Annotated in this window: 30 protein-coding genes; 15 read left to right on the top strand and 15 right to left on the bottom strand. The window is 68.6% G+C overall.

Features of this window, described 5'->3' with window-relative positions; genetic code table 11:
- Positions 1–43 precede the first annotated feature (43 nt).
- Positions 44–1,447, bottom strand: a complete 1,404-nt coding sequence (creD, locus tag QNJ67_17050; GenBank protein MDJ0610686.1) for a cell envelope integrity protein CreD — start codon at positions 1,445–1,447, stop codon at positions 44–46.
- A 150-nt stretch (positions 1,448–1,597) separates the two neighbouring features.
- Between creD and guaA the strand changes: the two genes are divergently transcribed.
- From guaA to QNJ67_17035, 3 genes are all read left to right on the top strand, one after another.
- Positions 1,598–3,142: a glutamine-hydrolyzing GMP synthase gene (guaA, locus tag QNJ67_17045; GenBank protein ID MDJ0610685.1), complete on the top strand. Its 1,545-nt coding sequence runs from the start codon at positions 1,598–1,600 to the stop codon at positions 3,140–3,142.
- Positions 3,143–3,148: 6 nt separating this feature from the next.
- Positions 3,149–3,505, top strand: coding sequence for a glyoxalase superfamily protein (locus tag QNJ67_17040; GenBank protein ID MDJ0610684.1), 357 nt, complete (start codon positions 3,149–3,151; stop codon positions 3,503–3,505).
- Between the two features lie 230 nt (positions 3,506–3,735).
- Positions 3,736–3,864, top strand: a complete 129-nt coding sequence (locus QNJ67_17035; protein ID MDJ0610683.1) for a hypothetical protein — start codon at positions 3,736–3,738, stop codon at positions 3,862–3,864.
- A 61-nt stretch (positions 3,865–3,925) separates the two neighbouring features.
- Here the strand turns inward: QNJ67_17035 and nthA are convergent, their stop codons facing one another.
- From nthA to QNJ67_17020, 3 genes are read right to left on the bottom strand one after another with little or no spacing between them, the layout of a single operon-like run.
- Positions 3,926–4,576, bottom strand: a complete 651-nt coding sequence (gene nthA, locus QNJ67_17030) for a nitrile hydratase subunit alpha (protein ID MDJ0610682.1) — start codon at positions 4,574–4,576, stop codon at positions 3,926–3,928.
- A gap of 13 nt (positions 4,577–4,589) precedes the next feature.
- The gene (locus QNJ67_17025; protein MDJ0610681.1) at positions 4,590–4,871 is read right to left on the bottom strand and encodes a nitrile hydratase subunit beta; all 282 of its coding nucleotides are present in this window, start codon (positions 4,869–4,871) and stop codon (positions 4,590–4,592) included.
- On the bottom strand, positions 4,871–5,188 hold the full coding sequence (locus QNJ67_17020; GenBank protein ID MDJ0610680.1) for a nitrile hydratase subunit beta: 318 nt from the start codon (positions 5,186–5,188) through the stop codon (positions 4,871–4,873). Before QNJ67_17020 ends, QNJ67_17025 begins: the two co-directional genes overlap by 1 nt.
- Positions 5,189–5,354: 166 nt before the next feature.
- On the opposite strand from QNJ67_17020, the gene QNJ67_17015 reads away from it, so the two are divergent.
- The gene (locus tag QNJ67_17015; protein MDJ0610679.1) at positions 5,355–5,480 is read left to right on the top strand and encodes a hypothetical protein; all 126 of its coding nucleotides are present in this window, start codon (positions 5,355–5,357) and stop codon (positions 5,478–5,480) included.
- A 58-nt stretch (positions 5,481–5,538) separates the two neighbouring features.
- Here QNJ67_17015 and QNJ67_17010 read toward each other — a convergent pair whose 3' ends face one another.
- Positions 5,539–5,886, bottom strand: a complete 348-nt coding sequence (locus QNJ67_17010) for a DUF2794 domain-containing protein (GenBank protein ID MDJ0610678.1) — start codon at positions 5,884–5,886, stop codon at positions 5,539–5,541.
- 136 nt (positions 5,887–6,022) lie between these two features.
- On the opposite strand from QNJ67_17010, the gene QNJ67_17005 reads away from it, so the two are divergent.
- The 4 genes from QNJ67_17005 to der all read left to right on the top strand — a co-directional run bounded on the left by QNJ67_17005 (position 6,023) and on the right by der (position 10,243).
- Positions 6,023–6,574, top strand: a complete 552-nt coding sequence (locus QNJ67_17005; protein MDJ0610677.1) for a thioredoxin family protein — start codon at positions 6,023–6,025, stop codon at positions 6,572–6,574.
- 241 nt (positions 6,575–6,815) lie between these two features.
- Positions 6,816–7,457, top strand: a complete 642-nt coding sequence (locus QNJ67_17000; GenBank protein ID MDJ0610676.1) for a tetratricopeptide repeat protein — start codon at positions 6,816–6,818, stop codon at positions 7,455–7,457.
- An 11-nt stretch (positions 7,458–7,468) separates the two neighbouring features.
- Positions 7,469–8,806: a PQQ-binding-like beta-propeller repeat protein gene (locus tag QNJ67_16995; GenBank protein ID MDJ0610675.1), complete on the top strand. Its 1,338-nt coding sequence runs from the start codon at positions 7,469–7,471 to the stop codon at positions 8,804–8,806.
- A gap of 45 nt (positions 8,807–8,851) precedes the next feature.
- Entirely contained in the window at positions 8,852–10,243 is a 1,392-nt protein-coding gene (gene der / locus QNJ67_16990; GenBank protein ID MDJ0610674.1) for a ribosome biogenesis GTPase Der, read from the top strand.
- 58 nt (positions 10,244–10,301) lie between these two features.
- Here the strand turns inward: der and QNJ67_16985 are convergent, their stop codons facing one another.
- From QNJ67_16985 to QNJ67_16955, 7 genes are all read right to left on the bottom strand, one after another.
- Entirely contained in the window at positions 10,302–10,862 is a 561-nt protein-coding gene (locus tag QNJ67_16985) for a hypothetical protein (GenBank protein MDJ0610673.1), read from the bottom strand.
- A gap of 100 nt (positions 10,863–10,962) precedes the next feature.
- Positions 10,963–11,625: a DUF1523 family protein gene (locus tag QNJ67_16980; GenBank protein ID MDJ0610672.1), complete on the bottom strand. Its 663-nt coding sequence runs from the start codon at positions 11,623–11,625 to the stop codon at positions 10,963–10,965.
- A 130-nt stretch (positions 11,626–11,755) separates the two neighbouring features.
- Positions 11,756–12,037: a hypothetical protein gene (locus QNJ67_16975; GenBank protein MDJ0610671.1), complete on the bottom strand. Its 282-nt coding sequence runs from the start codon at positions 12,035–12,037 to the stop codon at positions 11,756–11,758.
- Position 12,038: 1 nt separating this feature from the next.
- Positions 12,039–12,764, bottom strand: coding sequence for a DnaA/Hda family protein (locus QNJ67_16970; GenBank protein ID MDJ0610670.1), 726 nt, complete (start codon positions 12,762–12,764; stop codon positions 12,039–12,041).
- Complete coding sequence (locus QNJ67_16965) at positions 12,761–13,888, bottom strand: AI-2E family transporter (GenBank protein MDJ0610669.1); 1,128 nt, start codon at positions 13,886–13,888, stop codon at positions 12,761–12,763. The genes QNJ67_16970 and QNJ67_16965 overlap by 4 nt, the downstream gene beginning before the upstream one ends.
- Positions 13,885–14,448, bottom strand: coding sequence for a CDP-alcohol phosphatidyltransferase family protein (locus QNJ67_16960; GenBank protein ID MDJ0610668.1), 564 nt, complete (start codon positions 14,446–14,448; stop codon positions 13,885–13,887). The genes QNJ67_16965 and QNJ67_16960 overlap by 4 nt, the downstream gene beginning before the upstream one ends.
- 7 nt (positions 14,449–14,455) lie before the next feature.
- A complete protein-coding gene (locus QNJ67_16955) occupies positions 14,456–15,616 on the bottom strand; it encodes a DUF2066 domain-containing protein (GenBank protein ID MDJ0610667.1) in 1,161 nt (386 codons plus the stop codon).
- Positions 15,617–15,620: 4 nt separating this feature from the next.
- Here QNJ67_16955 and purM point away from each other — a divergent pair, with 4 nt between their 5' ends.
- The 3 genes from purM to QNJ67_16940 all read left to right on the top strand — a co-directional run bounded on the left by purM (position 15,621) and on the right by QNJ67_16940 (position 17,630).
- Positions 15,621–16,775 carry a phosphoribosylformylglycinamidine cyclo-ligase gene (gene purM / locus QNJ67_16950; protein MDJ0610666.1) on the top strand — a complete coding sequence of 385 codons (1,155 nt, stop codon included), beginning with the start codon at positions 15,621–15,623 and terminating at the stop codon, positions 16,773–16,775.
- Positions 16,772–17,422: a phosphoribosylglycinamide formyltransferase gene (gene purN / locus QNJ67_16945; GenBank protein MDJ0610665.1), complete on the top strand. Its 651-nt coding sequence runs from the start codon at positions 16,772–16,774 to the stop codon at positions 17,420–17,422. The genes purM and purN overlap by 4 nt, the downstream gene beginning before the upstream one ends.
- 85 nt (positions 17,423–17,507) lie before the next feature.
- Positions 17,508–17,630 (top strand): aa3-type cytochrome c oxidase subunit IV, encoded by a 123-nt coding sequence (locus QNJ67_16940; GenBank protein MDJ0610664.1) that lies wholly within the window; start codon positions 17,508–17,510, stop codon positions 17,628–17,630.
- A gap of 7 nt (positions 17,631–17,637) precedes the next feature.
- Here the strand turns inward: QNJ67_16940 and ndk are convergent, their stop codons facing one another.
- Positions 17,638–18,060: a nucleoside-diphosphate kinase gene (gene ndk / locus QNJ67_16935; GenBank protein ID MDJ0610663.1), complete on the bottom strand. Its 423-nt coding sequence runs from the start codon at positions 18,058–18,060 to the stop codon at positions 17,638–17,640.
- A 158-nt stretch (positions 18,061–18,218) separates the two neighbouring features.
- On the opposite strand from ndk, the gene QNJ67_16930 reads away from it, so the two are divergent.
- From QNJ67_16930 to QNJ67_16915, 4 genes are all read left to right on the top strand, one after another.
- A complete protein-coding gene (locus tag QNJ67_16930) occupies positions 18,219–20,108 on the top strand; it encodes an ABC-F family ATP-binding cassette domain-containing protein (GenBank protein ID MDJ0610662.1) in 1,890 nt (629 codons plus the stop codon).
- A complete protein-coding gene (locus QNJ67_16925; protein MDJ0610661.1) occupies positions 20,105–20,275 on the top strand; it encodes a hypothetical protein in 171 nt (56 codons plus the stop codon). Before QNJ67_16930 ends, QNJ67_16925 begins: the two co-directional genes overlap by 4 nt.
- Before the next feature lie 21 nt (positions 20,276–20,296).
- Positions 20,297–20,803 (top strand): hypothetical protein, encoded by a 507-nt coding sequence (locus tag QNJ67_16920; protein MDJ0610660.1) that lies wholly within the window; start codon positions 20,297–20,299, stop codon positions 20,801–20,803.
- A 153-nt stretch (positions 20,804–20,956) separates the two neighbouring features.
- Positions 20,957–21,910: a DMT family transporter gene (locus QNJ67_16915; GenBank protein MDJ0610659.1), complete on the top strand. Its 954-nt coding sequence runs from the start codon at positions 20,957–20,959 to the stop codon at positions 21,908–21,910.
- A gap of 40 nt (positions 21,911–21,950) precedes the next feature.
- On the opposite strand, the gene QNJ67_16910 is transcribed toward QNJ67_16915, so the two are convergent.
- Both QNJ67_16910 and QNJ67_16905 read right to left on the bottom strand, forming a co-directional pair.
- A complete protein-coding gene (locus QNJ67_16910; protein ID MDJ0610658.1) occupies positions 21,951–22,400 on the bottom strand; it encodes a DNA polymerase III subunit chi in 450 nt (149 codons plus the stop codon).
- Between the two features lie 2 nt (positions 22,401–22,402).
- Positions 22,403–22,870 carry a GNAT family N-acetyltransferase gene (locus tag QNJ67_16905; GenBank protein MDJ0610657.1) on the bottom strand — a complete coding sequence of 156 codons (468 nt, stop codon included), beginning with the start codon at positions 22,868–22,870 and terminating at the stop codon, positions 22,403–22,405.
- Positions 22,871–22,872: the final 2 nt, after the last annotated feature.

Below are 22,872 nucleotides of genomic sequence, written 5' to 3'. Positions count from 1 at the left end.
CGGACAGCACCGCGCAGACCGTGGAGAGTGTGAGAAATGCGGGCTAGCTTTTCGCCGTCTCGCCGTTGCGCCGGCCGAGCCGGTGCCAGTCGACGTTCCGGGTCGCGTACATCGCGGCCGCCAGGGCGGCGAAGAGCACGAAGGACCCCGAGAGCAGGGCGTAGTCCTCGGAGCGGAGCGTCAGGTAGAGGTAGCCGTAGATCGTCGCGAGCAGGGCGCCCACCAGGCCGCCCTGCCGGGCGCTCGCCATGATCTTGCCGCTGTAGAGCGCGATCAGCAGGGTCGAGGCCCCGGCCGCCACCGCGTAGGCAGGGGTGAAGCCGACGACCTCCGACAGGCTGAGGAACAGCAGGTAGAAGACGAAGAGCGCAGCGGCGATCATGCCGTACTGCACGAAGTGCAGGCGGCCGCCGGAGACGGTCTCGAGGATCATGAGCGCGCCCGAGACCAGCACCACGAACAGCAGGCCGTACTTCACCGAGCGCTCGACCTTGAGGTAGTGGTCGACCGGATCGACCAGGCGGGTGGTCAGCCCCCGGTGCCGGGCCATGTCCAAGATCTCACGGGCCGTGCCGGCCTTTGCCGCCCACTGCTGCGGCAGGCCGCGGGCCAGGTGCGAGACTTGCCAGCGCGCCAGGAAACCCTCGGCGCCGATTTCCGAGACCTTCGGCAGGAAGGCGCCGGTGAAACCGGGGTGGGGCCAGGAAGAGCGCAGAGTGACCTCGGTCGACTGGCCGAGCGGCAGGAAGCCGAGCGAGCGGCTGCCGTTCAGGTCGACCTGAAAGGAGAAGGCCGCCGGCCAGGTGTCGGCCCGCTCGAGGTTGGGCAGGAAGGCACGGACCTGCATGCCATCCGGTCCCGTTGCGAAGGGCAGGGCCGCTCCGTTCCAGTCCAGGGACACGGCGTTGAGGCTGCCGGTCAGATCGCTGATCAGCAGCTCCGCCTTGGCCCGGTCCCAATGGATCTCGATCGGGTTGTCGATCCCCAGCTTGGCGAAGTCGGGCCGTGCGAAGCGCCCGGAGAAGCTCGTCTCGGCGGTGTAGAGCCGGACCGGGTAGATCCCGCGATAGCGGGTCTTGGGCGCCAGCGTGCCGTCGATCGTGAGCTCTTCCGGTAGCAGGAAGAGGTGCTTGCGCTCGGTCACCTCCTTCTCGATGAAGTAGGGATCGCCGGGCTCGGTCCGGTCGGGGTTGGCGACCTGCTCCTTGCGCGTCTCGGTGAAGGGCACGATCAGCACGGGGCCGACGACCCGCTGCTCGCCGCCCCAGGAGCCCGACACCTCTCGGGCGACCGCGTGGCTGAGGAGCTGCCGCTCGTTGACCACGCCCTCGATCATGGCCAGCGGGATGACGCTGAGCAGCACCAGCAGGATCAGAAAGGCCAGCTTGAAGTAGAGCCGGTAGCGCTCCACGAAGCCCCAGCGGGGCGTCTCCTCACCTTGGGCCACGGGCGCCTTGCCTCCTTGGTCGTGATGCCTCGGCCGGGAGTAGGCGGGTACGGCAAGGCGAGAACATGGCGGCGATGTGGCCTTCCCTCGGCGCCTGCCGGCGCTTCGATTCCGGTGGCTCCCCATGGGGCGAATCGTGTAACTAAGGCCATGAAAGACGCTATTCTGATCCTCGATTTCGGCTCCCAGGTCACCCAGCTGATCGCCCGGCGGCTGCGCGAGGCCGGGGTCTACTGCGAGATTCACCCCTTCAGCCTGGATCCGGCGCGGATCCGCGACTTCGCGCCCAAGGCCGTGGTCCTGTCCGGCGGCCCGGCCTCCTTCAATCAGGCCGAGGCGCCGCGGGCGCCCGACCTGGTCTTCGAGCTCGGCGTGCCGCTGCTCGGCATCTGCTACGGCCAGCAGGCCATGTGCGCCCAGCTCGGCGGCGAGGTGGAATCCGGCGATCACAGGGAGTTCGGCCGCGCCTTCCTCGAGCTGGCCGGGGACAGCCAGCTGACCGGGGGGCTCTGGCGCCCGGGCGAGCGGCACCAGGTCTGGATGAGCCACGGCGACCGGGTCAGCCGGCTGCCGCCCGGCTTCCGGGTGCTCGGCACCTCGGAGAACGCGCCCTTCGCCCTGGTCGCCGACGAGGAGCGGCGCTTCTACGGCACCATGTTCCATCCCGAGGTGGTCCACACCCCCGACGGTGGCCGCCTGCTGGCCAACTTCGCCCGCCTCGCCGGCTGCGCCGGCGACTGGACCATGGCGGCCTTCCGCCGCGAGGCTGTCGAGCGCATCCGGGCGCAGGTCGGTAACGGCCGGGTGGTCTGCGGGCTCTCCGGCGGGGTCGATTCCTCGGTCGCCGCCGTGCTGATCCACGAGGCAATCGGCGACCAGCTGACCTGCATCTTCGTCGACCACGGCCTGCTCCGGGCCGGCGAGGCCGAGCAGGTCGTCGAGGTCTTCCGGGGCCACTACAACATCCCCCTGGTGCACCGCGACGCGAGCGAACTCTTCCTCGGCAAGCTGGCCGGCGTCGAGGATCCGGAGCAGAAGCGCAAGATCATCGGCGGCACCTTCATCGACGTGTTCGACGAGGAGGCCCACAAGCTGGGCGGGGCCGAGTTCCTGGCCCAGGGCACGCTCTACCCGGATGTCATCGAGTCGGTCTCCTTCACCGGCGGGCCCAGCGTGACCATCAAGTCGCACCACAACGTGGGCGGCCTGCCGGAGCGCATGAAGCTGAAGCTGGTCGAGCCCCTGCGCGAGCTGTTCAAGGACGAGGTGCGCGAACTGGGCCGCGAGCTCGGCCTGCCCGAGAGCCTGGTCGGGCGCCACCCCTTCCCGGGGCCGGGCCTGGCGATCCGGATTCCCGGCGCGGTCACCGCCGAGAAGTGCGAGATTTTGAGGAAGGCCGACCGGATCTACCTGGAGGAGATCCGCGAGGCCGGGCTCTACGACGCGATCTGGCAGGCCTTCGCGGTCCTGCTGCCGGTCAAGACCGTCGGGGTCATGGGCGACGCCCGCTCCTACGACCACGTCTGCGCGCTCCGGGCGGTCACCTCGACCGACGGCATGACCGCCGAGTCCTACCCCTTCGACCACGCCTTCCTGGCCGCCGTGGCGACCCGCATCGTCAACGAGGTGCGCGGCATCAACCGAGTGGTCTACGACGTCACCTCCAAGCCCCCCGGCACCATCGAGTGGGAGTAGGCCGCGATGACGCTGGGACCGCCGGTGCCGATCCTGCGCATCTTCGACGAAGCCAAGGCGCGGGAGTTCTACCTCGACTACCTTGGCTTCGAGGTCGCCTTCGAGCACCGCTTCGAGGAGAACACGCCGCTCTACATGGGGATCGCGCGGGACGGCTGCGTTCTCCACCTGAGCGAGCACTATGGGGACGCGACCCCCGGCTCCTCGGTACGTATTCACTGCGACGCCCTCGGGGCGTTGGAGCGCGAACTCACCGCCAAGGCGTACAAGTACTACCGCCCGGCGATCGAGCGCCAGCCCTGGGCCAGCGACATGAAGCTGCTGGACCCCTTCGGCAACACGCTGATCTTCACGGACGACTAGGGCGGATCATGCTCCGGCAGGCCCGGAGCCGCGCTTGAAAGGTGATGCCGGGCGGCGAGAGCAGAGGCGGCCGGGCTTCGGGTTGGCTCTGCCGCTGGTCGATTCGCCGCCGTCGGCCGTATGATAGTGGGAGACGGGCTGTCTTAGCCGAATCTTGAAAAATCGTTAACGTTCACTACCTGTACGTCATGTCGAAGTATTCGAAGCCCAGGAGAGACGAGGGCGGCGGTGTGCCCGGTCACAAGATCGAGGCCAAGGAGCGCAGCTGCCTGATGTGCCACGACACTTTCCACAGCGAGTGGTCCGGCGAGCGCATATGCAAGCGCTGCCGGCAGACGGCCGCCTGGCGCCAGGGCTGATTCCGCCCGGCGGGCAGTGCCCGCAGGGCGCGGTTTTCCGCATTTCAGAGAGCGACCGGCTTCAGGAGTCGGGGGCCTTCGGCAGGCTGACGCCGATCATGCAGTCACGGGTGACCAGCGCGGCGAGCGCCGCCTCGTCGAGGCCGTCCGTGCCTTCGGGGCGGCGCGGCAGGACCAGGTAGCGCATGTCGGCCGTGCTGTCGTGTACCCGTACGGTCCAGTCGTCGGGGACCTCGGTGCCGAATTCGCGCAGCACCGCCTGGGGCTCGCGTACGACGCGCGAGCGGTAGGCCCGGGCCTTGTACCAGTCCGGCGGCAGTCCGAGCAGCGCGCGCGGGTAGCAGGAGCAGAGGGTGCAGACGATGACGTTGTGCAGCTTCTCCTCGTTCTCCACCACCACCAGCCGGGTCGGGCCCATGTCGATGCCGAGCTCCTGGCAGGCCGCCGTGCCGTCGGCCAGCAGCCGGGCCTTGTAGTCCGGGTCGCTCCAGGCGCGGGCGACCACGCGGGCGCCAAGCGCCGGGCTGCGCGCGTCCATCGCTTCGACCGTTGCGCGGACCTCGTCGGCGGTCACGATGCCCTTCTCGATCAGGAGCTCGCGCACCGCGCCCTCCATGGCCTGGTAGTAGGTCAGGGGGCCGTCCTGGTCGGGCGGCGGGCTGTGGTCGTGCCCGTGGTCGTGCCCGTGGTCATGACCGTGCGCTTGGCTCATCTCGTCCTCCGCTTCATGCCGGCTCGAGCCAGTGCTCGTAGATCTCCACGTCGACCGTGTCCTCCGCCCCGCCCTTGTAGTCGGACCAAAGCTCCTCCTGGCGGAAGCGGACCCGGTAGAGCGGCCGGAGCGGCAGGCCGTCCCGCCCGAAGGCGAGCTCCTCGGGGTTGGCGAACTCGCCGCAGATCCGCTCGATGACGCCGGACTTGCCCCGGATGTAGGTCGGCGCGCGCAGGTGCCCCGGAGGATTGATCGCCAGGACCGCGACGCTGTCGCCGGGCGAAAAGCGCGCCATTACTCCGGCTCCCGGCGGGCCGAGATCTCCGCCATGCGGCGCCCCAGCTCTTCCGAGCTGATCACGCCCTTCTCGAGTAGGTTGCTGGTGATCGAGGCGATCCAGCGCTCGTAGTAGCTCATCTCGTCGTAGGCCTTGGCGCCGAGTTGCTCGATGCCGCGCCTGAGCTCGTCGACCTTGATCAGGCCGCGCTTTTTGTCCGACAGCAGCACCAGAAGCGCGTCGACCCGCTTCTCCCACAGCGCGTAGTCGTGCTCGTCCCGGGTTACCGGGCCCGCCGGAAGGCCACCCATGTCGTGAGGACCGCGTCTGCTCAACCCTCGTGTCCTCCTTCTTCGCTTAACCAAGCTTGCCGCAGCGTGGCGCGACCGACAAGCGGCCGCGTGGCCGGCGAACAAGATTTGTCCCCGAAGCCGACGATCTGTGGTAAAATTGTGGCATTCAGCGCGGCCGAAGCCGTCGCGGACAGGCGTGGAGATGCTGATGTATCGCTCAGTAACCGAAAGCCGGCGGCAGGGCGGCAAGCGCCGGGCGATCTACTGGCTCGAAGGGATCGGCGTCGGCGTAACGGTTTTTCTGCTGGTTTTCCTGGTGATCGGCTGGGGCTGAGCCGGCTCCCATAGCCTGCGCTAGAGCAGATCCCGATTAAACGCGATCCGCTCTAGGGTCAGGAAACGACCCGGAAACGATCCTGAAAGATGGTCAGGGCCTCCGCCAGGCTGGGCGCGCGGGCGAGCCGTTCGGCGCCGCGGCAGACCAGATACTCACGGCGGCGCTCAGCCGCGCTCTGGCGCTTGGCGATGGTGAAGATCGGCCGTTCCTGGCTGTGGCGGTAGACCGAGAAGACCGCCAGTCCCGCACCCTGGTCGATCGCGTAGTCCCGCCATTCGCCGCTCATGACGCGGCGGCTGTAGAGCGACAGCAAGAGATTGATCTCCGACCGGTCGAAGACCATCGGCGGGTGTGACTGTCGGGTCGAGCGCTTGCAACGTTCCAAACGGTAGAGCTTGCCCATCAGGAAAGTCAGCGCTCCTCTCTACGACAGTGATATGACATGCGCCCGAGTGTCTCCGAAATTGCGCCCGGCGTCCAGCCCGGATAAGTTGGCGCTGCGGCGTCTGGCGACGCCGCGCGAAGCGAGGGAGGGCGTCATGGCGGCAGTTCCGCCGATCTGCGATTTCGGCTGGAAGGCGGTGGATTTCAGCCTCGAGGGCATCGACGGCAAGACCTATACCCTGGACTCCGTGCGCGGGCCCGCCGGGACCCTGGTCATGTTCATCTGCAACCACTGCCCCTACGTCCGCTCGATCACCTCGCGCCTGGTGCGCGACATCGGCGATCTCGCCGCCGAGGGGATCGGCGCCATCGCCATCAATGCCAACGACACCGAGGCCTATCCGGCCGATTCCTTCGACGACATGAAGGTCTTCGCCCAGCAGGAAGGCTTCAATTTCCCCTACGTGATCGACCGCAGCCAGGCCGTGGCCAGGGCCTACGACGCCGTGTGCACGCCCGATTTCTTCGGTTTCAACAAGGACCTGGAGCTGCAGTACCGGGGCCGCCTTGACGAGTCGAAGACCAGCCTGGTGCCGGACGCGCGGCGCGATCTCTACGAGGCCATGGTCCAGGTCGCGCGCAGCGGCGAGGGTCCTCGCGAGCAGATCGCCTCGATGGGCTGCTCGATCAAGTGGCGCGCCGCCTAAGTCCATCTAAATCATAGGCTTAGAGCAGGTTCACCGGGTTGATGGACTGCCCGCGTCGTCCCGGATCTGCTCTGGGTGGTTACGTCGGCTGGGAATCTCGCCCTTTTCCATGAGACGGGCAAGGTGGGCGCCCCGGACCGGGCCCCCGGTTAGCGGTTGAATCGCAGGGCGCGAGCCTGTATCCGAGTGGGCTTTCCAAGGCAGATCCGGCTCGGTTCCTGCCGGCCGCAAGGAGCGCTTCGTGGCGGATATCTTCAAGGAAGTCGAAGAGGACCTGCGGCGCGATCAGGCCGCTCAGCTCTGGCAGCGCTACGGCCGCTTCGCCATTGCGGCCGCGGTGCTTCTCGTCCTCTCCGTCGGTGGCTTCAAGGCCTGGGAGTGGTACGACAACGAGCAGCGCACCGAACGCTCCGCCCGTTTCGCCGCGGCCCTCGCTCGCGCGGCCCAAGGCGAGGACGCCATGGCGAGTCAGGAGTTCGCCGCGCTGGCCGAGGCCGGTGGCGGCTACGGTGTGCTTGCGGCTTTCAACCAGGCCCGCCTGAGCGCCGAGGCCGGCGACGTCGATGCGGCGATCGCGATCTGGGACCGCCTGGCCCAGAACGGCGAGACCGACGCGGCCTTCCGCGGCGCGGCCGTTCTGCTCTCGGTCATGCACCAGGCCGACCGGGCCGACCCCGCCGTGCTGGAGGCGCGCCTCGAACCCTTGACCGCCGCCGACGGCGGCTACCGCCCGCTCGCGCTCGAGCTGACCGCGGCCTTGGCGCTGCGCCAGGGGGACCGGGCCCGGGCGCGCGACCTCTACACCCAGGTCGCGGACGATCTGGAGGCGCCGCCCGGCATGCGCGCCCGCGCCGCGCAGATGCTGAGCGCCCTGGAGGAATGACCGTGGGGAGGATGACCGCGCCACCGCGCCGCATAGCCGCCCTGCTGTCGGTCCTGGCGCTGGCCGGATGCGACACCTGGTTCGGCGCGCCCGAGGGGCCGCCCTTGCCCGGCGAGCGGATCTCGGTGCTGGCCCTGGACCAGCGGATCGAGCCCGACCCCGGCCTGGACCAGCTGGAGATCCGGCTGCCGCGGCCCTACGTCAACGGCGCCTGGAGCCAGGCCGGCGGCGTGCCGAGCCACGCCATGCAGCACCTGGCGCTCGGGGAGTCGCTGGAGGTCGTCTGGCGCTCCAGCATCGGCACCGGAAACGACTACGACCACTACCTTCTGGCGCAGCCGCTGGTGGTTCGGAACACGGTATTCACCATGGACGCCCAGGAGCTGGTGCGCGCCTTCAGCGTCGAAGACGGCGACCTGCTCTGGGAAGCGGACCTGGAAGACGACATCGAGGACGAGGGTTACTTCGGCGGCGGCCTGGCCTTCGACAACGGCGTGCTCTACGTGACCACCGGCTTCGGCATGGTCTACGCCCTCGACGCCGATACCGGCGAGCGGCGCTGGGCCCAGGACCTGCCCGGCCCGATGCGCGCCGCGCCCACCGTCGCCGGCGGGCGCGTCTTCGCCACGACGGTCGACAACCAGCTCTTCGCGCTCGACGTGCGCGACGGGCGGCGTATCTGGCAGCACAGCGGCCTGGAGGAGACGACCCGGCTGCTCGGCAGCGCGAGCCCGGCGGTGGCCGGCTCCTCGGTGGTGGTGCCCTACAGCAGCGGCGAGATCTACGCCCTCCTGGCAGAGAACGGCCGGGTCCTCTGGGACGACAACCTTTCCGCCGTGAACCGGATCGATCCGGTGGCCGACCTGGGGCAGATCCGGGGCCTGCCGGTGATCGACCGGGGGGTCGTGCTGGCGATCAGCCATTCCGGGCGCATGGTCGCGATCGAGCTGCGCCGCGGCGCCCGGGCCTGGGAAGCCGAGCTCGGCGGGGTCCAGATGCCCTGGGTCGCCGGCAACTTCATCTACCTCGTGACTAACGAGACCCAGGTGGTCTGCATCCTGCGCCGCAACGGCGGCATCCGCTGGGTCCAGGCGCTGCCGCGCTTCGAGGACGAGGAGGACAAGGAGGGCCCGATCCAGTGGTTCGGACCGGTGCTGGCCGGCAATCGCCTCGTCCTGGCCGGGTCCAACCGGGAGGTGGTTTGGCTCTCGCCCTATACCGGCGAGATCCTCGAGCGCGGATCGCTGCCGTCCAGCCCCGTGGTGACGCCGGTGGTCGCCCAGCGCACGCTCTACTTCTTGACCGAGGGAGCCCAGCTGATCGCCATGCGGGAGACCGCGGAGGACTAGACCCGCGCCCTCCGGCCCGGGGCCGACCCACGATCCCACCACGCCATGACGCCCACCATCGCCATCATCGGCCGGCCCAACGTCGGCAAGTCGACCCTGTTCAACCGCCTCGTCGGGCGACGTGCGGCCCTGGTGCACGACCAGCCCGGCGTCACCCGCGACCGGCGCGAGGGCGAGGGCCGCCTGTTCGACCTGGAATTCCGACTGTTCGACACGGCCGGCCTGGAGGAGGCCGAGGAGAAGAGCCTCGAGGGCCGCATGCGGGCCCAGACCGAGCGCGCGGTCGCCGACGCGGATCTCAGCCTCTTCCTGATCGACGCGCGGGCCGGCGTCACGCCTTACGACCGGCACTTCGCCGACTGGCTGCGCAAGAGCGGCCATAAGGTCGTCCTGGTCGCCAACAAGTGCGAGGGCCGCGACGCCGAGGCGGGCCTGGCCGAAGCCCACAGCCTCGGCTTCGGCGAGCCCATCGCGCTCTCCGCCGAGCACGGCCTCGGCCTGGACGAACTCTACGACGCGCTGCGCGAGGTCTGCGTGCCGGAAGAGGAGGGGGACGAGGAGCCCGAAGCCTGGGACGGCGAAGAGGCGTCGATGGAATCCGAGGAAAGTGAGCCGAAGGCTCTGCAGCTCGCCATTGTCGGCCGGCCCAACGTCGGCAAGTCGACCCTGGTCAACCGCCTGATCGGCGAGGAGCGGCTCCTGACCGGCGCGGAGGCGGGCATCACCCGCGACGCCATCGCGGTCGACTGGACCTACAAGGGCCAGGCGATCCGCCTGATCGACACCGCCGGCATCCGCCGCCGGCCCAAGGTCGACGAGAGCGTCGAGAAGCTCTCGGTCTCCGACAGCTTCCGCGCGCTGCGCTTCGCCCAGGTCGTCGTCCTGCTGGTCGATGCCGAGGCGCCGCTGGAGAAGCAGGACCTGACGATCGCCCGCACGACGATCGAGGAGGGCAGGGCGCTGGTTCTGGCGGTCAACAAATGGGACCTCTGCGAGGATCGCGACGCCGCGATCAGGGCTGTACGCGACCGCCTGACCCGCTCGCTGCCCCAGACCAAGGGCCTGCCGGTGGTGCCGATCTCGGCGCTCTACGACCGCCGGCTCGATAAGCTGCTCGACGCGGTGCTCGCGGTCTACGAGACCTGGAACAAGCGTATCCCGACGGCGCGGCTCAACCAGTGGCTCGAGAGCGTCACCGCGAGCCACCCGCCGCCCGCGCCCGGCGGCCGCCGCATCCGCCTGAAGTACATGACCCAGGCCAAGTCCCGCCCGCCGACCTTCGCGGTCTTCTGCACCAAGCCGTCGGACCTGCCGGACTCCTATATCCGCTATCTCGAAAACACCCTGCGCGAGGACTTCAAGCTGCCCGGCACGCCGATCCGGATACAGCTCAGGAAGGGGGAAAATCCCTACGCCAAGAAAAAGCGGCGGAGATGATCTTCTCGTAGGCTTGGGGCCTTCCGGGACGAGACTAAACGGCTTTCCATGCCTCTCCTCAAGTTCCGAGGAAGAATAGGTTCAGCATGACCCTTCCCTTGTCGAATTCCTTCTCCCAGTCTTCTTCGGGGGCCTCGAACAAGATCATCGTCCACGTATCGCTGGAGTCCATGCCAATTGAGAGGTAGTGGATGATCGTGTTCTTCTCACCGTTGTTTCCACGAACTCGAGAAAAATACATGCTGTGCGAGTTTCCCTCGATCGCACCAGTCTTAATCACGTTCTTTTCTGAGTTGATCTTGCTGATGAATACCGGCGCGTAGGCCGCCGCTAGAGTTGAAGTTGACTCCGACCAAGACCGGAACTGGTTCACGGTGAACCCGGTGGTGAACCTGCCGGCTTCATCGAAGCTCTTGGCGATGAAGACTGACCTGGTCTTGCCGGCGTCTTCCTCTTTGGCCACCCAATCGGTCGGCATCAGGAAATCGCCCGCGCCGTTCTTGGCCGTGTACCACTGGAAGCCAGCGGGAGCTGGCGGGAGGGAGCTCTGTTGCGTCGTGCAACCGACCGGAATCAGGAGCAGAGCCAAAAAGCAGTAGAGCTTTCCACGAGATCTCATGCCTTGAGGCCTTTCCCCCTTATTCCAGCGATGCCGCGTGGCCGCTCGGCATGCTCTCACTGACTATGAAAGGAGCTGGTTGAAGTTTCGATGCGGGCGCTCACGCCTTCTTGTCGAACTTGTCGCGCATGTTTGCCTTCATCCAGCGGCTGACCTGGCCGGCGGAGTTGGAGGCGTTGTCGAAGCGCTCGTCGAGCTCCAGGCGCTCCAGGAAGGGCTTCCACCAGTTCTCGACCCAGGCGCGCCACAGGCGCCAGAGGAAGATCAGCGTCAGGCCCAGGATCACGAAGAAGCCGATGTTGAACCAGGGAACGGGCGTGTCGTCGGGGCTGGCCACCGGCTCGATCGCGATCGCGTTGGGGAACATGGAGAAGAGCTCGATGCGCCAGCCGTAGTGGGTGATGACGACCCAGGCCGGGCTCTCTTTGGTCGAGCGCAGGTCCTGGGCCAGGGTCTGGAGGTTCCCCGAATCGAACTTGAAGTACCAGGGGAAGCCCCAGTTCGTCTCCTCGTTTCGGTAGACCCTCGGCTTGCCGTCGGGCCAGGCGGCGTTGATGAAGCGCACGTCGCGGGTCCGTGTCGCCTGGCTGCCGCTGTCCTCCTGAACCAGGTCCTTGGACTGAACGTCCATGCGCTTGACGTCGGTGTCGACGATGCGCACCACGTCGTGGCTCGGCAGGTAGAAGTGCAGGAAGGCCGCGATCACCGCCACCGGCAGCAGGCGGAGGAACCAGAAGAAGGCGGTCCAGGCGAAGGAGTTCATGGGGCGGGGCCTTGGTTCACTTTACTCGTCATTGCCGAATGTGAGCCGGCAATCGGGGGGCGGCCGGCATCCCCGAATGCCCGGCTAGCGTCCGGGTAAGAAAAGCCGGGGTGATGGAAGCGCTCGTCAATCATAGTTGGGCGAGCGCGACCAGGAGCGCAATGGCGCCGAAGGGAATCAGGTAGACCAGAATCACCAGCTTGCGGCGCAGCGAGCGCTCGTAGTGGTTCATGCCTTCGGCGACGAAGGCGTCGCGGCCGCCGGCCGGCGCGCCCTCCTCGGCCTCCCTCCGGGAGTACTCGGCGGCGAGCCGCCGCCGCTCGGACCAGCGGTTGTAGAGCGAGAGCCCGATGTAGAGCGCCGTGAGCACGGCGAAGAGGCCGACGATGCGCCAGATCCAGGCCAGGAACATGTCAGGGATGCTCGTTGCCCGTTTTGTCGCTCAACAATGCAGCCTCACCCTCGGCCTGGTCTCGCAGGACGGCGCGCGCCAGGGGCACTGTGACGGCGCGGCCGGTTTCCAGGGCCCGGCGGTCGAGCGCCTCGACCAGGGCCCGGGCGGCGGCCGCCGAGCGGTCCATGCGGGCCGAGAGGAAGCGGATGACTTCGGGCGCGACGGCGATCTGCCGGTCGGCGAAGAGCTTGACCAGCAAGGCTTCCAGCAGGGTGTCGTCCGGCGCACCGAGCGCGGCCGCCTGGACCGCTGCGAGGCGTGAGGCGAGGTCGGGCAGGGCGATCGGCCAACGCCCCGGCGCCTCGCGCCCAGTTATCAGCAGGTGGCCCCGGCGCTCGGCGACCAGGTTGTAGAGGTGCAGCAGCGCCTCCTGGCGCGCCGGGGAGCCGGGCAGGGCGCGGTCCAGGTCGTCGAGCGCGGCCGCCCGGGCCGGCCCGAGGAGACCGGGCGGCGGCGTGCGGTCGAGGTCCCGGGGATCGATCGCTACCGCGCCGCTGGTACCCAGCCAGACGTGCAGCAGGTGGGTCCTCCCGCATCCGGACGGCCCATGGAGTGCCAGCGCCGGCCCCGGCCAGTCGGGCCAGCGGTCGATCCAGGCGACCGCCACCTCGTTGGCCGGCGTGACCAGGAAGTCCTCGCGGTCCAGGGCCGGCCTCTGGCCCAGGTCGAAGGCGAGTTGGGTCACGCCTGATCTCCGGCCGCGTCGCCGTCCGCCTCGCCGAGTTCGCCCGCCTGGTCGCCCCGATGGAAGGTGCTGTCCAGGTATTGGGCCAGGAGGAAACGGGTCAGGACGCCGACCACGGCGGCCACGGGCACGGCCAGCAGCACGCCGACGAAGCCGAAGAGAAAGCCGCCCGCGAGCAATGCGAAGATGACCCAGACCGGGTGCAGGCCGACCCGGTCGCCGACCAGCTTCGGCGTCAGGAAATTGCCCTCGACCGCCTGCCCGATCACGAAGATGGCGGCGACGATGCCGATGCGCAGCCAGTCATCGAACTGGACCAGCGCCATGCCGACCGAGGCGACGAAGCCGACCGCGGAGCCGACGAAGGGGATGAAGGACAGCAGCCCGGCCACCAACCCGATGACAAGGCCGAAATTGAGGCCGGCGACGGTCAGGCCAATAGCGTAGAACAGCGCCAGCACTACGCAGACCGAGGATTGGCCGCGCACGAAGCCGGCCAGGATCTCGTCCACGTTGCGCACCTCGCTGCGCACGGTCTCGGCGTAGTGCCGGGGCAGCCAGCTGTCGATCTTGGCCACCAGGTGGTCCCAGTCGCGCAGGAGGTAGAAGGTGACCACCGGGGTGATCACCAGCAGCGAAGTCAGGCTGAGCGCCGCGTCGACCCCGCTGATCAGGCCGCTGACGGCCTGGCCGATCCACTTGACCAGGTCCTTGGCCGAGCCGGCGACCGCGCTCTCGATCTTGCCCAGCAGTTCCGGGTCGATCCGCGCCTCGACCAGGTCCAGGACCTGCGCCGAGGTCGCCTGCAGGTAGGCGAGGAGCTCGGGAAACTGCGCGCCCAGCCCGGCGATCTGGTTGACCAGCAGGGGGACCGCGACGAGCAGCGCGCCGACCAGGATGAGCAGGAAGGCCAGCGTGAGCAGGCTGGTCGCCGCGGTGCGTGACAATCCCTTTTTTTCCAGCCAGTCGCAGGACGGATCGAGCAGATAGGCGACCGCCATGCCGGCCACGAAGGGCAGAAGGATGCCGCTCAGGAGGTAGACCGTGGCGAAGAAGACGGCGAAGCAGATCAGCCAGAAGCGAAGCTCGCGGCCCAGCTCGGCGGTCGCTCGAGTTCGGTTCATGGCCTTTGCTCCCGGTGGTACCTGCGACCCCAGGTGACGACGTAGGCCACGCCAGAGGCGACGGTCGTCGCCGTCGTGACATAGACCATGACGTGAATCAAGGCGGGCAAGCCGATCCCCAAGCCGAGCTTGGCCATGACCAGCGCCGCCAGGACGATCTGGGCCAGGGTGTTGGTCTTGCTGACCATCAGCGGCTCCATGCGCAGAGCGCGGGTCAGCGCGTGAAACAGGATCGCGCCGCAGATGATCAGAAGATCGCGAAACACGATCAGGACGACGAGCCACATGGCGACATGCCCGAGATACCCCAGCGTGATGAAGATCGACACCAGCAGAGCCTTGTCGGCCAGGGGGTCGAGGTAGGCGCCCAACTCGCTGGTCAAGCCGAAACGCTTGGCGATGATGCCGTCGAGGGCGTCGGATACGCCGGCGGCGACGAAGAGCCAGAAGGCCTCGGTATGGTGGTTCTCGAGCAGCAGGTAGACTGTGACCGGCACGGCCAGCAGGCGGGCCAGGGTGATCAGGTTGGGCACCCAGGCCAGCACACCTCGCAGGCTCACCTCGGGCCTATTCGATTGCGGAGGCCGACGCCGAGGCGAGGTCGAGGCGCCACCAGCCCTCGTTCAGGTCCTGGGTCAGCCGCAGTTCCTGCTGGGCCAGCGCACGGGTCAACTGGTCCTGCCCGCCGACGTAGGTGATCTTGAGATCGACGCTGCTGCGCGTCATGTAGGCGAGCTCGCTCTCGACCACGGTCACGACCTGATCGAGCCGCTCCTTGACCTGCAGCCACTGCCCCAGGTCGGTCACGGGCACGGTGACCATGATGCTGCTTTGCTCGGCCAGGCGCAGCAGGTTCTGCTGCTTCCAGACCTCGGTGATCTCGACGATCGCCGCGCGCGCGATGCGCTGCAGGAAGCCGTTACGGCTCTCGTCCTCCCGCTGCAGGTGGGACTGATAGATCGGCGCCTCGGGCTGGAGCGCGCCGAAGCGGCGCAGCGTCAGCTCAGCGGTGGCCAGCCCCGTCGAAGGGTCGACGCCCAGCACGAGGTGGCAGAGGTAGATCCGCGAGACGTTGTAGCGCTGCGCCAGGGATTCCAGCGGGATGGTGTCGCCGGCGAGCGCCTGCGACGCCTTGACCGTGGAAATGTCCGTCAGATCGCCCAGGGGCAGCAGCATGGGGACGAGCTCCGCGCCGAGCTGGAAGCCGTCCCAGGCGCGCCGCCACTGGTTGGGCTGGCGCCACAGATAGACCTGCCGGTTCTCTTCGAGGATCGGCAGGATCAGGACCGGTTCGCTGCGAATCTCGGCGAAGGGGATCTGCTGGCTGCCCAGGAAGTTGCGCACGGCCTCGGGATTGAAGCGGAAATTCAGCGTCGCCAGGTAGCGAACGGCCGAGGTGCGCTCGTTGTCGACCGAGAACTCCTGGACCAGGGCGCCGATCCCGGCCGGGTCGAGTTGGGGTACGTTGAAGATCTCGTCTTCCGGGACCAGCCGCGCCACCAGCATCTCGAAGGCGATCAGGTGGCCGCTGTCGTGAGCCGCGACGCGTGCCGACGCCGCGTTATCGTCGGTGGCGTCGACCGGAATGTTGGACACGGCATAGAGATCGCTCTGGGCCTGGACCGCCGCCGGCGCCAGACCGAGGCCCGCCAGAAGAAACAGGGCCGCCGTCAACAGCCGCCGCGACGGCGGGAGGGGGTGGCCGAGCAAGAGGGAGCGAATCCGCATTGCAATGAACCCCGGTTCAAGTATTTTCCGCAAGAGGCGTCGGCGCGCGCCGAGCCCGCGGCGTCCTAGATACTCCAACTTCCCCGAGGACGCCATAACCAGCCGAAACCACATCACCTACAAGGACGCCGGTGTCGACATCGATGCCGGGGCGCGCCTGGTCGAGGCGGTCAAGCCACTGGCCCGCGCGACCGCGCGCAAGGGCGCTGAGCCGGCGCTCGGTGGCTTCGGCGGCCTGTTCGATCTCAAGCAGGCCGGCTTCCAGGACCCGGTCCTGGTGGCCAGCACCGACGGGGTTGGCACCAAGCTGACCGTGGCGAAAGAGGCGGGAAGCCATCGCGGCGTCGGCATCGACCTGGTCGCCATGTGCGTCAACGACCTGGTGGTCCAGGGCGCCGAGCCGCTCTTTTTCCTGGACTACTTCGCCACCTCGGCGTTGGACGTCGACCAGGCGCGCGAGGTGATCGCCGGGATCGCCGAGGGATGCCAGGCGGCGGGTTGCGCGCTGATCGGCGGCGAGACCGCCGAGATGCCGGGTCTCTACGGGCCGGGCGACTACGACCTGGCCGGCTTCGCCGTCGGCGCGGTCGAGCGCGGCCGGGCGCTCAGCGGGGCGGAAATCTCGCCGGGCGACGTGGTGCTCGGTCTGGCCTCGAGCGGCGTCCACGCCAACGGCTTCTCCCTGGTGCGCCGCCTGGTCGCGGCGGCCGGGCTCGACTACGGCGAAACCGCCCCCTTCGACCCGGACCGCGGCCTGGGCGAGGCCCTGCTGGCGCCGACCCGGATCTACGTCAAGGCGTGCCTGGCGGCGCTGGAGGCCGGTGGACTTCATGGCTTGGCTCACGTCACGGGTGGTGGGCTGTCGGAAAACCTGCCCCGCGTCTTGCCGGAGACCTGCCGGGCCGCGCTGAACGGCCAAGCCTGGCCTCTGCCGCCGGTCTTCGCCTGGCTGGCCGAGACCTCCGGCCTGCCGGAAGACGAGCTGATCCGAACATTCAATTGCGGCATCGGTATGGCGGCCGTGGTCGAGGCCGGCGCCGCGGAAACCCTGACCAGCGTGTTCCGGGAGGCGGGCGAGACCGTGTTCCCGATCGGCGTCATCGAGGCCCGCGGCGCGGGGGAAAGCCAGTTCCGGCTCTCTGCGCCGGTCTTCCCATGACCAAGCGCCGGGTCGCGGTCCTGATTTCCGGTCGGGGCAGCAACCTGGCGGCCCTGATCGAGGCCGCGCGCGCCGCGGATTTCCCGGCCGAGATCGTCCAGGTCATCTCCAACCGGCCCGCCGCCGCCGGTCTGGACCTAGCCCGCCGCGCCGGGATCGAGGCCTTGACCATCGATCACACACGCTTCGACGGCCGGGCCGCCTTCGAGGCCGAGGTCGGCGCGGCGCTGGAGCGGGCCGGTGCCGAGCTGGTCTGTCTGGCCGGCTTCATGCGGCTGCTGACCGGCGGCTTCATCGCCCGCTGGCGCGACCGCCTGATCAACATCCATCCCTCGCTGCTGCCGCTGTTCCCGGGCCTGGACACCCACGCCCGCGCGCTGGCCGCCGGGGTCAAGCTGGCCGGCTGCACCGTCCATTTCGTCCGGGAGGAGACCGATAACGGGCCGATCCTCGGCCAGGCGGCGGTCCCGGTGTTGCCGGACGACACGGAGGAAAGCCTGGCGGCCCGGGTGCTGGAGGCCGAGCACAGGCTCTACCCCGCCTGCCTTCGCCTGGTCGCCGAAGGCCGGGTCTCCGTGACCGGCGAGACCGCCCGGGTCGACGCGGCGGGCCCGGCGGAGGCCCGCCTCATCAACCCCTTACCTTAGCCCGGGAGCCGGATCGAGGGTTGCAGGCGGCGGCATCCGGGGCTATTAGACCTGGGTGGCCAAGCAGTCACCAAACGGGGGAACGATGTCCGACGATCAGATGCTCAAGGAGCACCAAGCGACCTGGGACGGCTTCACCAAGCTGATCCTCTGGTCAACCGTGGCCATCGTGATCACCCTGATCATCCTCGGCCTCTGGCTGCTCTGACCTTCGGTCAGCCGACGATCTCATCGGCCGAGAAGAAAAAGGCGATTTCCCGGGCGGCCGTGTCCTGCGCGTCGGAGCCGTGCACCGAGTTGGCCTCGATGTTCTCTGCAAACTCGGCCCGGATGGTTCCCGGCGCCGCTTCGGCCGGGTTGGTCGCGCCCATGACCTCGCGGTTGCGCTCGACCGCGTTCTCGCCCTCCAGGACCTGAACCACCACCGGGCCGGAGGTCATGAAGGTGCAGAGGTCGTTGTAGAACGGCCGCTCCTTGTGGACCTCGTAGAAGGCCTCGGCGCGCTCGCGGGTCAGATGGATCCGCTTCTGGGCCACCACGCGCAGGCCGGCCTCCTCGAGCTTTGCGACGATCTTGCCGGTGATGTTCCGGCGGGTGGCATCGGGCTTGATGATCGACAGGGTGCGTTCGGCGGCCATCGCGGGGTCTCCTCGCTGTGCGGTTTTGGGCGGATTTTGGTCCGGAAGAACCTGTGCCGGGGCAGGATTTCGGCGGTGTATAGCGGCTTTGCCGCCGGGCGGCAACCGCCCCCAAGGGGCGCTTTTGGCCGGCCGCCCGGCGTGCTAAGACCCGGCCCATGCTGAACCTCGAGGCCCTCTCTTACCGCGTCGAAGGGCGGCCCCTGGTCGAGGGCGCTTCGCTGACGGTCTACAAGGGCGACCGCCTCGCGCTGATCGGCCGCAACGGCAGCGGTAAGACCACCTTGCTGCGGCTGATCACCGGCGAGCTCCAGCCCGACGCCGGGGACGTCACCCTGGCGCGCGGGGTACGGGTCGGCACGGTGGCGCAGGACGCGCCCTCGGGCCCCGAGAGCCTGATCGACACCGTGCTGGCAGCCGACCGGGAACGCAGCGCGCTGCTCGCCGAGGCCGAGGAGGCCGAGGATCCGGCCCGGATCGCCGAGATCCACGAGCGGCTGGCGACCATCGAGGCGGAGAGCGCGCCGGCGCGCGCGGCGCGTATCCTGGCGGGCCTCGGCTTCGACCACGAAGCCCAGACCGGGCCCTGCTCGGCGCTCTCCGGCGGCTGGCGGATGCGCGTCGCCCTGGCGGCCCTGCTGTTCTCGGCGCCCGACCTGTTGCTGCTCGACGAACCGACCAACCACCTCGACCTCGAGGCGACGCTCTGGCTCGAGGGCTTCCTCAAAAGCTACCGGGGCACGCTGATCCTGGTCTCCCACGACCGGGATCTCCTGAACCGCGTGCCCGAGCGCGTGGTCCACCTCGAGGGCCGCAGGCTGACCGCCTACAAGGGCAACTACGACTTCTTCGAGAAGACCAGGCGCGAGCGGCTCGAGCACCAGGCGGCGCTCAAGTCCAAGCAGGAGGCCCAGCGCCGCCACATCCAGGCCTTCGTCGACCGCTTCCGCTACAAGGCGAGCAAGGCGCGTCAGGCCCAGTCGCGCCTCAAGGCCCTGGCGCGCATGGAGCCGATCGCCAGCGTGGTCGAGGCCCACACCGTGGCCTTCCGTTTTCCCGAGCCGGAGGCGCTGGCGCCGCCACTGATCACCATGGAGGACGCCGCCGTCGGCTACGTGGAGGGCAAGCCGGTGCTGAGCGGCCTCGACCTGCGCCTCGACATGGACGACCGCATCGCGCTGCTGGGCGCCAACGGCAACGGCAAGTCGACCCTGGTCAAGCTGCTGGCCAAGCGGCTTCCGCCCATGGCGGGCACGATGAACCGCTCGAACAAGCTCAAGATCGGCTACTTCGCCCAGGACCAGGCCGAGGAGCTGGACCTCTCAGCCACGCCGCTGGACCACATGGCCCGGCTGATGCCCCTGGCCACGCCCGAGAAGCTGCGCGCCCAGCTCGGCGGCTTCGGCTTCGTCCAGGACAAGGCCAACACCGAGGTCGGGCGCCTCTCGGGCGGCGAGAAGGCCCGCCTGCTGTTCGCCCTGATGAGCCGCGAGGCGCCGCAGATCCTGCTGCTCGACGAGCCGACCAACCACCTGGACGTCGATTCCCGGGAGTCGCTGATCCAGGCGCTGAACGACTACCCCGGCGCGGTAATCCTGGTCAGCCACGACCCCCACCTGGTCGAGCTGGTCGCCGACCGGCTCTGGCTGGTCGCCGGCGGCGCGGTGCGGCCCTTCGAGGGCGATCTGGACGACTACCGCAAGCTGCTGCTCGAGCAGCGGCGCGCCGAGCGGCGCGGCCTCGCCGGCGAGCAGAAACGGCCGAAGGCCGAGAACCGCAAGGAGAAGCGCCGCGCCGCGGCCGAGGCCCGCGCCGCCGCGGCCGACCTGCGCAAGGCCATCAAGACGTCGGAGAGGAAGATCGAGACCCTGTCGCAGAAGAAGCAGGCCCTGGAGGCCAAGCTGGCCGAGCCCGAGACCTACAACGGCCCGACCGCGGCTCTGCAGGAACTGCAACTGGAGCACGGCGCCCTCAAGCAGGCCATCGAAGAGGCGGAGCAGGCCTGGCTCGAGGCCCAGGCGGCGCTCGAGGAAGGGGCCGCCACATGAGACGCCGGCTGGCGGGCGGGGCAGGCAGGGCGCTGATCCTGGCGGCGGCGCTGTCCATTCTGCTCGGCGCCTGCACCGCCCAGCAGATCGGCCAGACGATCTACAACTCCATGAAGGCCCACTGCGACAGCAATCCCGACGTCTGCACGGCTCTCGACGATTACTGAGTCGGCCGGCGGTTCAGACCGATGGCTCTCGACAACCTCATTGCCCGGGCCTTCGCCATGGACGACCGGGTCTGGGCGCGCCACGCCAATCCCTGGAGCGTCTGGACGCGTCTCCTGATCTTGCCGCTTCTGGCAGCGGCGATCTGGAGCCGGGTCTGGATCGGCTGGTGGGCCCTCGTGCCTTGCCTCCTCCTGGCGCTCTGGACCTGGCTCAATCCGCGCGTCTTCCCGGAGCCCACATCGACAGACAACTGGGCCTCGAGGGGCGTTCTCGGCGAGCGGGTCTGGCTCAACCGCGGGTCCGTGCCGGTGCCGGCCTATCATGGCAGCATGGCCATGTTCCTCGCCCTGCTGTCGGGCCTCGGCCTGCTGCCGCTGATGTGGGGCCTGGTCGGCCTGGCGGTGCTGCCGACCCTGCTGGGCCTGATCGTGGTGGTCGGCGGCAAGCTCTGGTTCCTCGACCGCATGAACCGGCTGTTCGAGGAAATGAAGGACGCCGACCCGCGCTATCGCGCCTGGCTCTACTGAGGGGCGGCGAAGAGGCGAGACCTTAAGATCCGGTGAGCGATGGGCGCCGTTCGGCCCGCGAGGGCCGCGACGCCGGGTTGCAATAAGTGCAAGGCTCGCCGCTGCCCGGAAGGCCTATGTTCCGGCTATTCCGAATCCCGAGAGAGCTTTCCCATGTCCGCCGCCTCGCAGAGCGCATCCGAACCCCTCGCCACACCGACACCGGACCGGGAGGCGGCCCGCCGCGGCCGGGCGATCGCCCTGATGATCCTGGGGGTCGGCCTGTTCTCGATCATGGACGCCCTGGTGAAGTGGCTGGGCGAGAGCTACCCGACGGTGCAGCTGGTCTTCTTCCGCAGCCTCTTCGCCTTCATCCCGCTCGGCTTCCTCATGTTCCGCGACGGCGTTTCCCAGGCCCTGCGCATGAACGACAGGCAGGGCCACTTGCTGCGCGCCGTGGTCGGCGTCCTGGCGCTCTGGGCCTTCTTCTACGCCTTCGCCCATATGCCTCTGGCGGACGTGATCGCCATCACCTTCGCCGCGCCGGTCTTCGTGACGGCGCTTTCGGTGCCGCTGCTGGGCGAGCGGGTCGGCCTGCGCCGCTGGTCCGCCGTCCTGGTCGGTTTCCTCGGCGTGCTGATCATGATTCAGCCGGGCGCCGGCGTGTTCCAGACCGTCGCCCTCGTGCCCCTGGGCGGCGTTGTGTTCTACGCGCTCGCCATGGTCTTCGTGCGCAAGCTGAGCCGGACCGAGACCAGCGCCTCGATCGTCTTCTACTTCACCCTGGCCTGCACTCTCGTGTCCGGGGCCGCGCTGCCCTTTTCCTGGGTGACGCCGGAGCCCTGGGACTGGGCGCTGCTGGTCGCGCTCGGCCTGATCGGCGGCATGGCGCAGATCACCTTCACTCGCGCCGTGTCGCTCGCCGACGTCTCGGTGATCATGCCCTTCGAGTACACCGCCATGCTCTGGGCCGTGGTGCTCGGCTTCTTCATCTGGGGCGAGGTGCCGGGGAACAACATCTGGATCGGCGTCGCCATCGTCATGGCGAGCGGACTCTATATCCTTTACCGCGAGGCCTCGCTCGGACTGGTGCGCGGCAGGGCCAGGAAGCTGCACGCGCGTAGGTAAGATCTTTCCGCTTTCGCGGAATCTCGCTCCTAGACCGAACTCACGCCTTCTGCGACCAGCGGCCGGACTCGTCCTGTTGCCAATAAGTGACCGTGTGTCCGGCGTCCTTGCAGGCCTTCCACTGCTCCCGGGCCTTGGCCACGGCGGCCTCGTCGCGGCCGTCGAAGAGGTTTGCGCAGATCTCATAGTCGGCAAGCCGCCCGCTGGTCGCCCCATCGGTCAGGAAGAGGAAACGGGCGCCGTTGGGGTTCTCGTCCTTCGCTGTGAGCCAGATCGGCTGGTCTTCCGCGAAGCCGTCCTTGGCCGAGCCGTGGGGCAGGAAGTTGCGGTCGTTGTAGGCCCAGAGGTGGACCGTGAGAGCCTCGACCCGCTCCTCCGAACCCGCTATGACCACCGCCCTGGCCTCGCGCTGTAGCGTCTTCTCCAGGAGCTGCGGCAAGGCCGCCTCCAGGCTGCTGCGGGTCAGGTGATAGAAGCGCACGTCGGTCATGGTTACTCCAGCACGAGCTTGAGGCGCGGCCCGACCTCGACGAAGCCGCAGCCGCGGTAGAAGTCGACCGTGCGCTGCCAGCGCGGCAGGCCGGGGGCGCCCACCTCCAACCGCGGCCAGTTCCGTTCACGGGCGAAGTCGCAGACCGCTTCGACCAGGCGCCGGCCGAGGCCGGACGAGCGATAGGCGGGATCGACGTAGAGCTCGCAGATCTCGCCGAAGCGGCCGCCGGCGTAGATCGCGGCGCACTCGTTGACCGTGATCAGCCCGACCGGCCGTTCCTCCGCGTCGAGGGCGAGCCACGCGGCAACGGTGCCGTCCGCCAATAGATCGCGGGTCACGGCGGCCAGGTGTTCCCGGTCGCTCCCGCCGCTTCCGCCTGCGAGCTCACCGAGCAAATGTGAGGCGGCCGCCGCGACCCGGAGGCTGTCGCCCGCCTCTGCCCGGCGAATCGTCGGCTCGGCGATCATGG

Source organism: Kiloniellales bacterium (assembly GCA_030064845.1).
In the GTDB taxonomy this organism is placed as follows: Bacteria; Pseudomonadota; Alphaproteobacteria; order Kiloniellales; family JAKSDN01; genus JASJEC01.
Note: the sequence above shows the minus strand (reverse complement) of the source record. Positions and strands in the feature narration are given on the sequence as shown.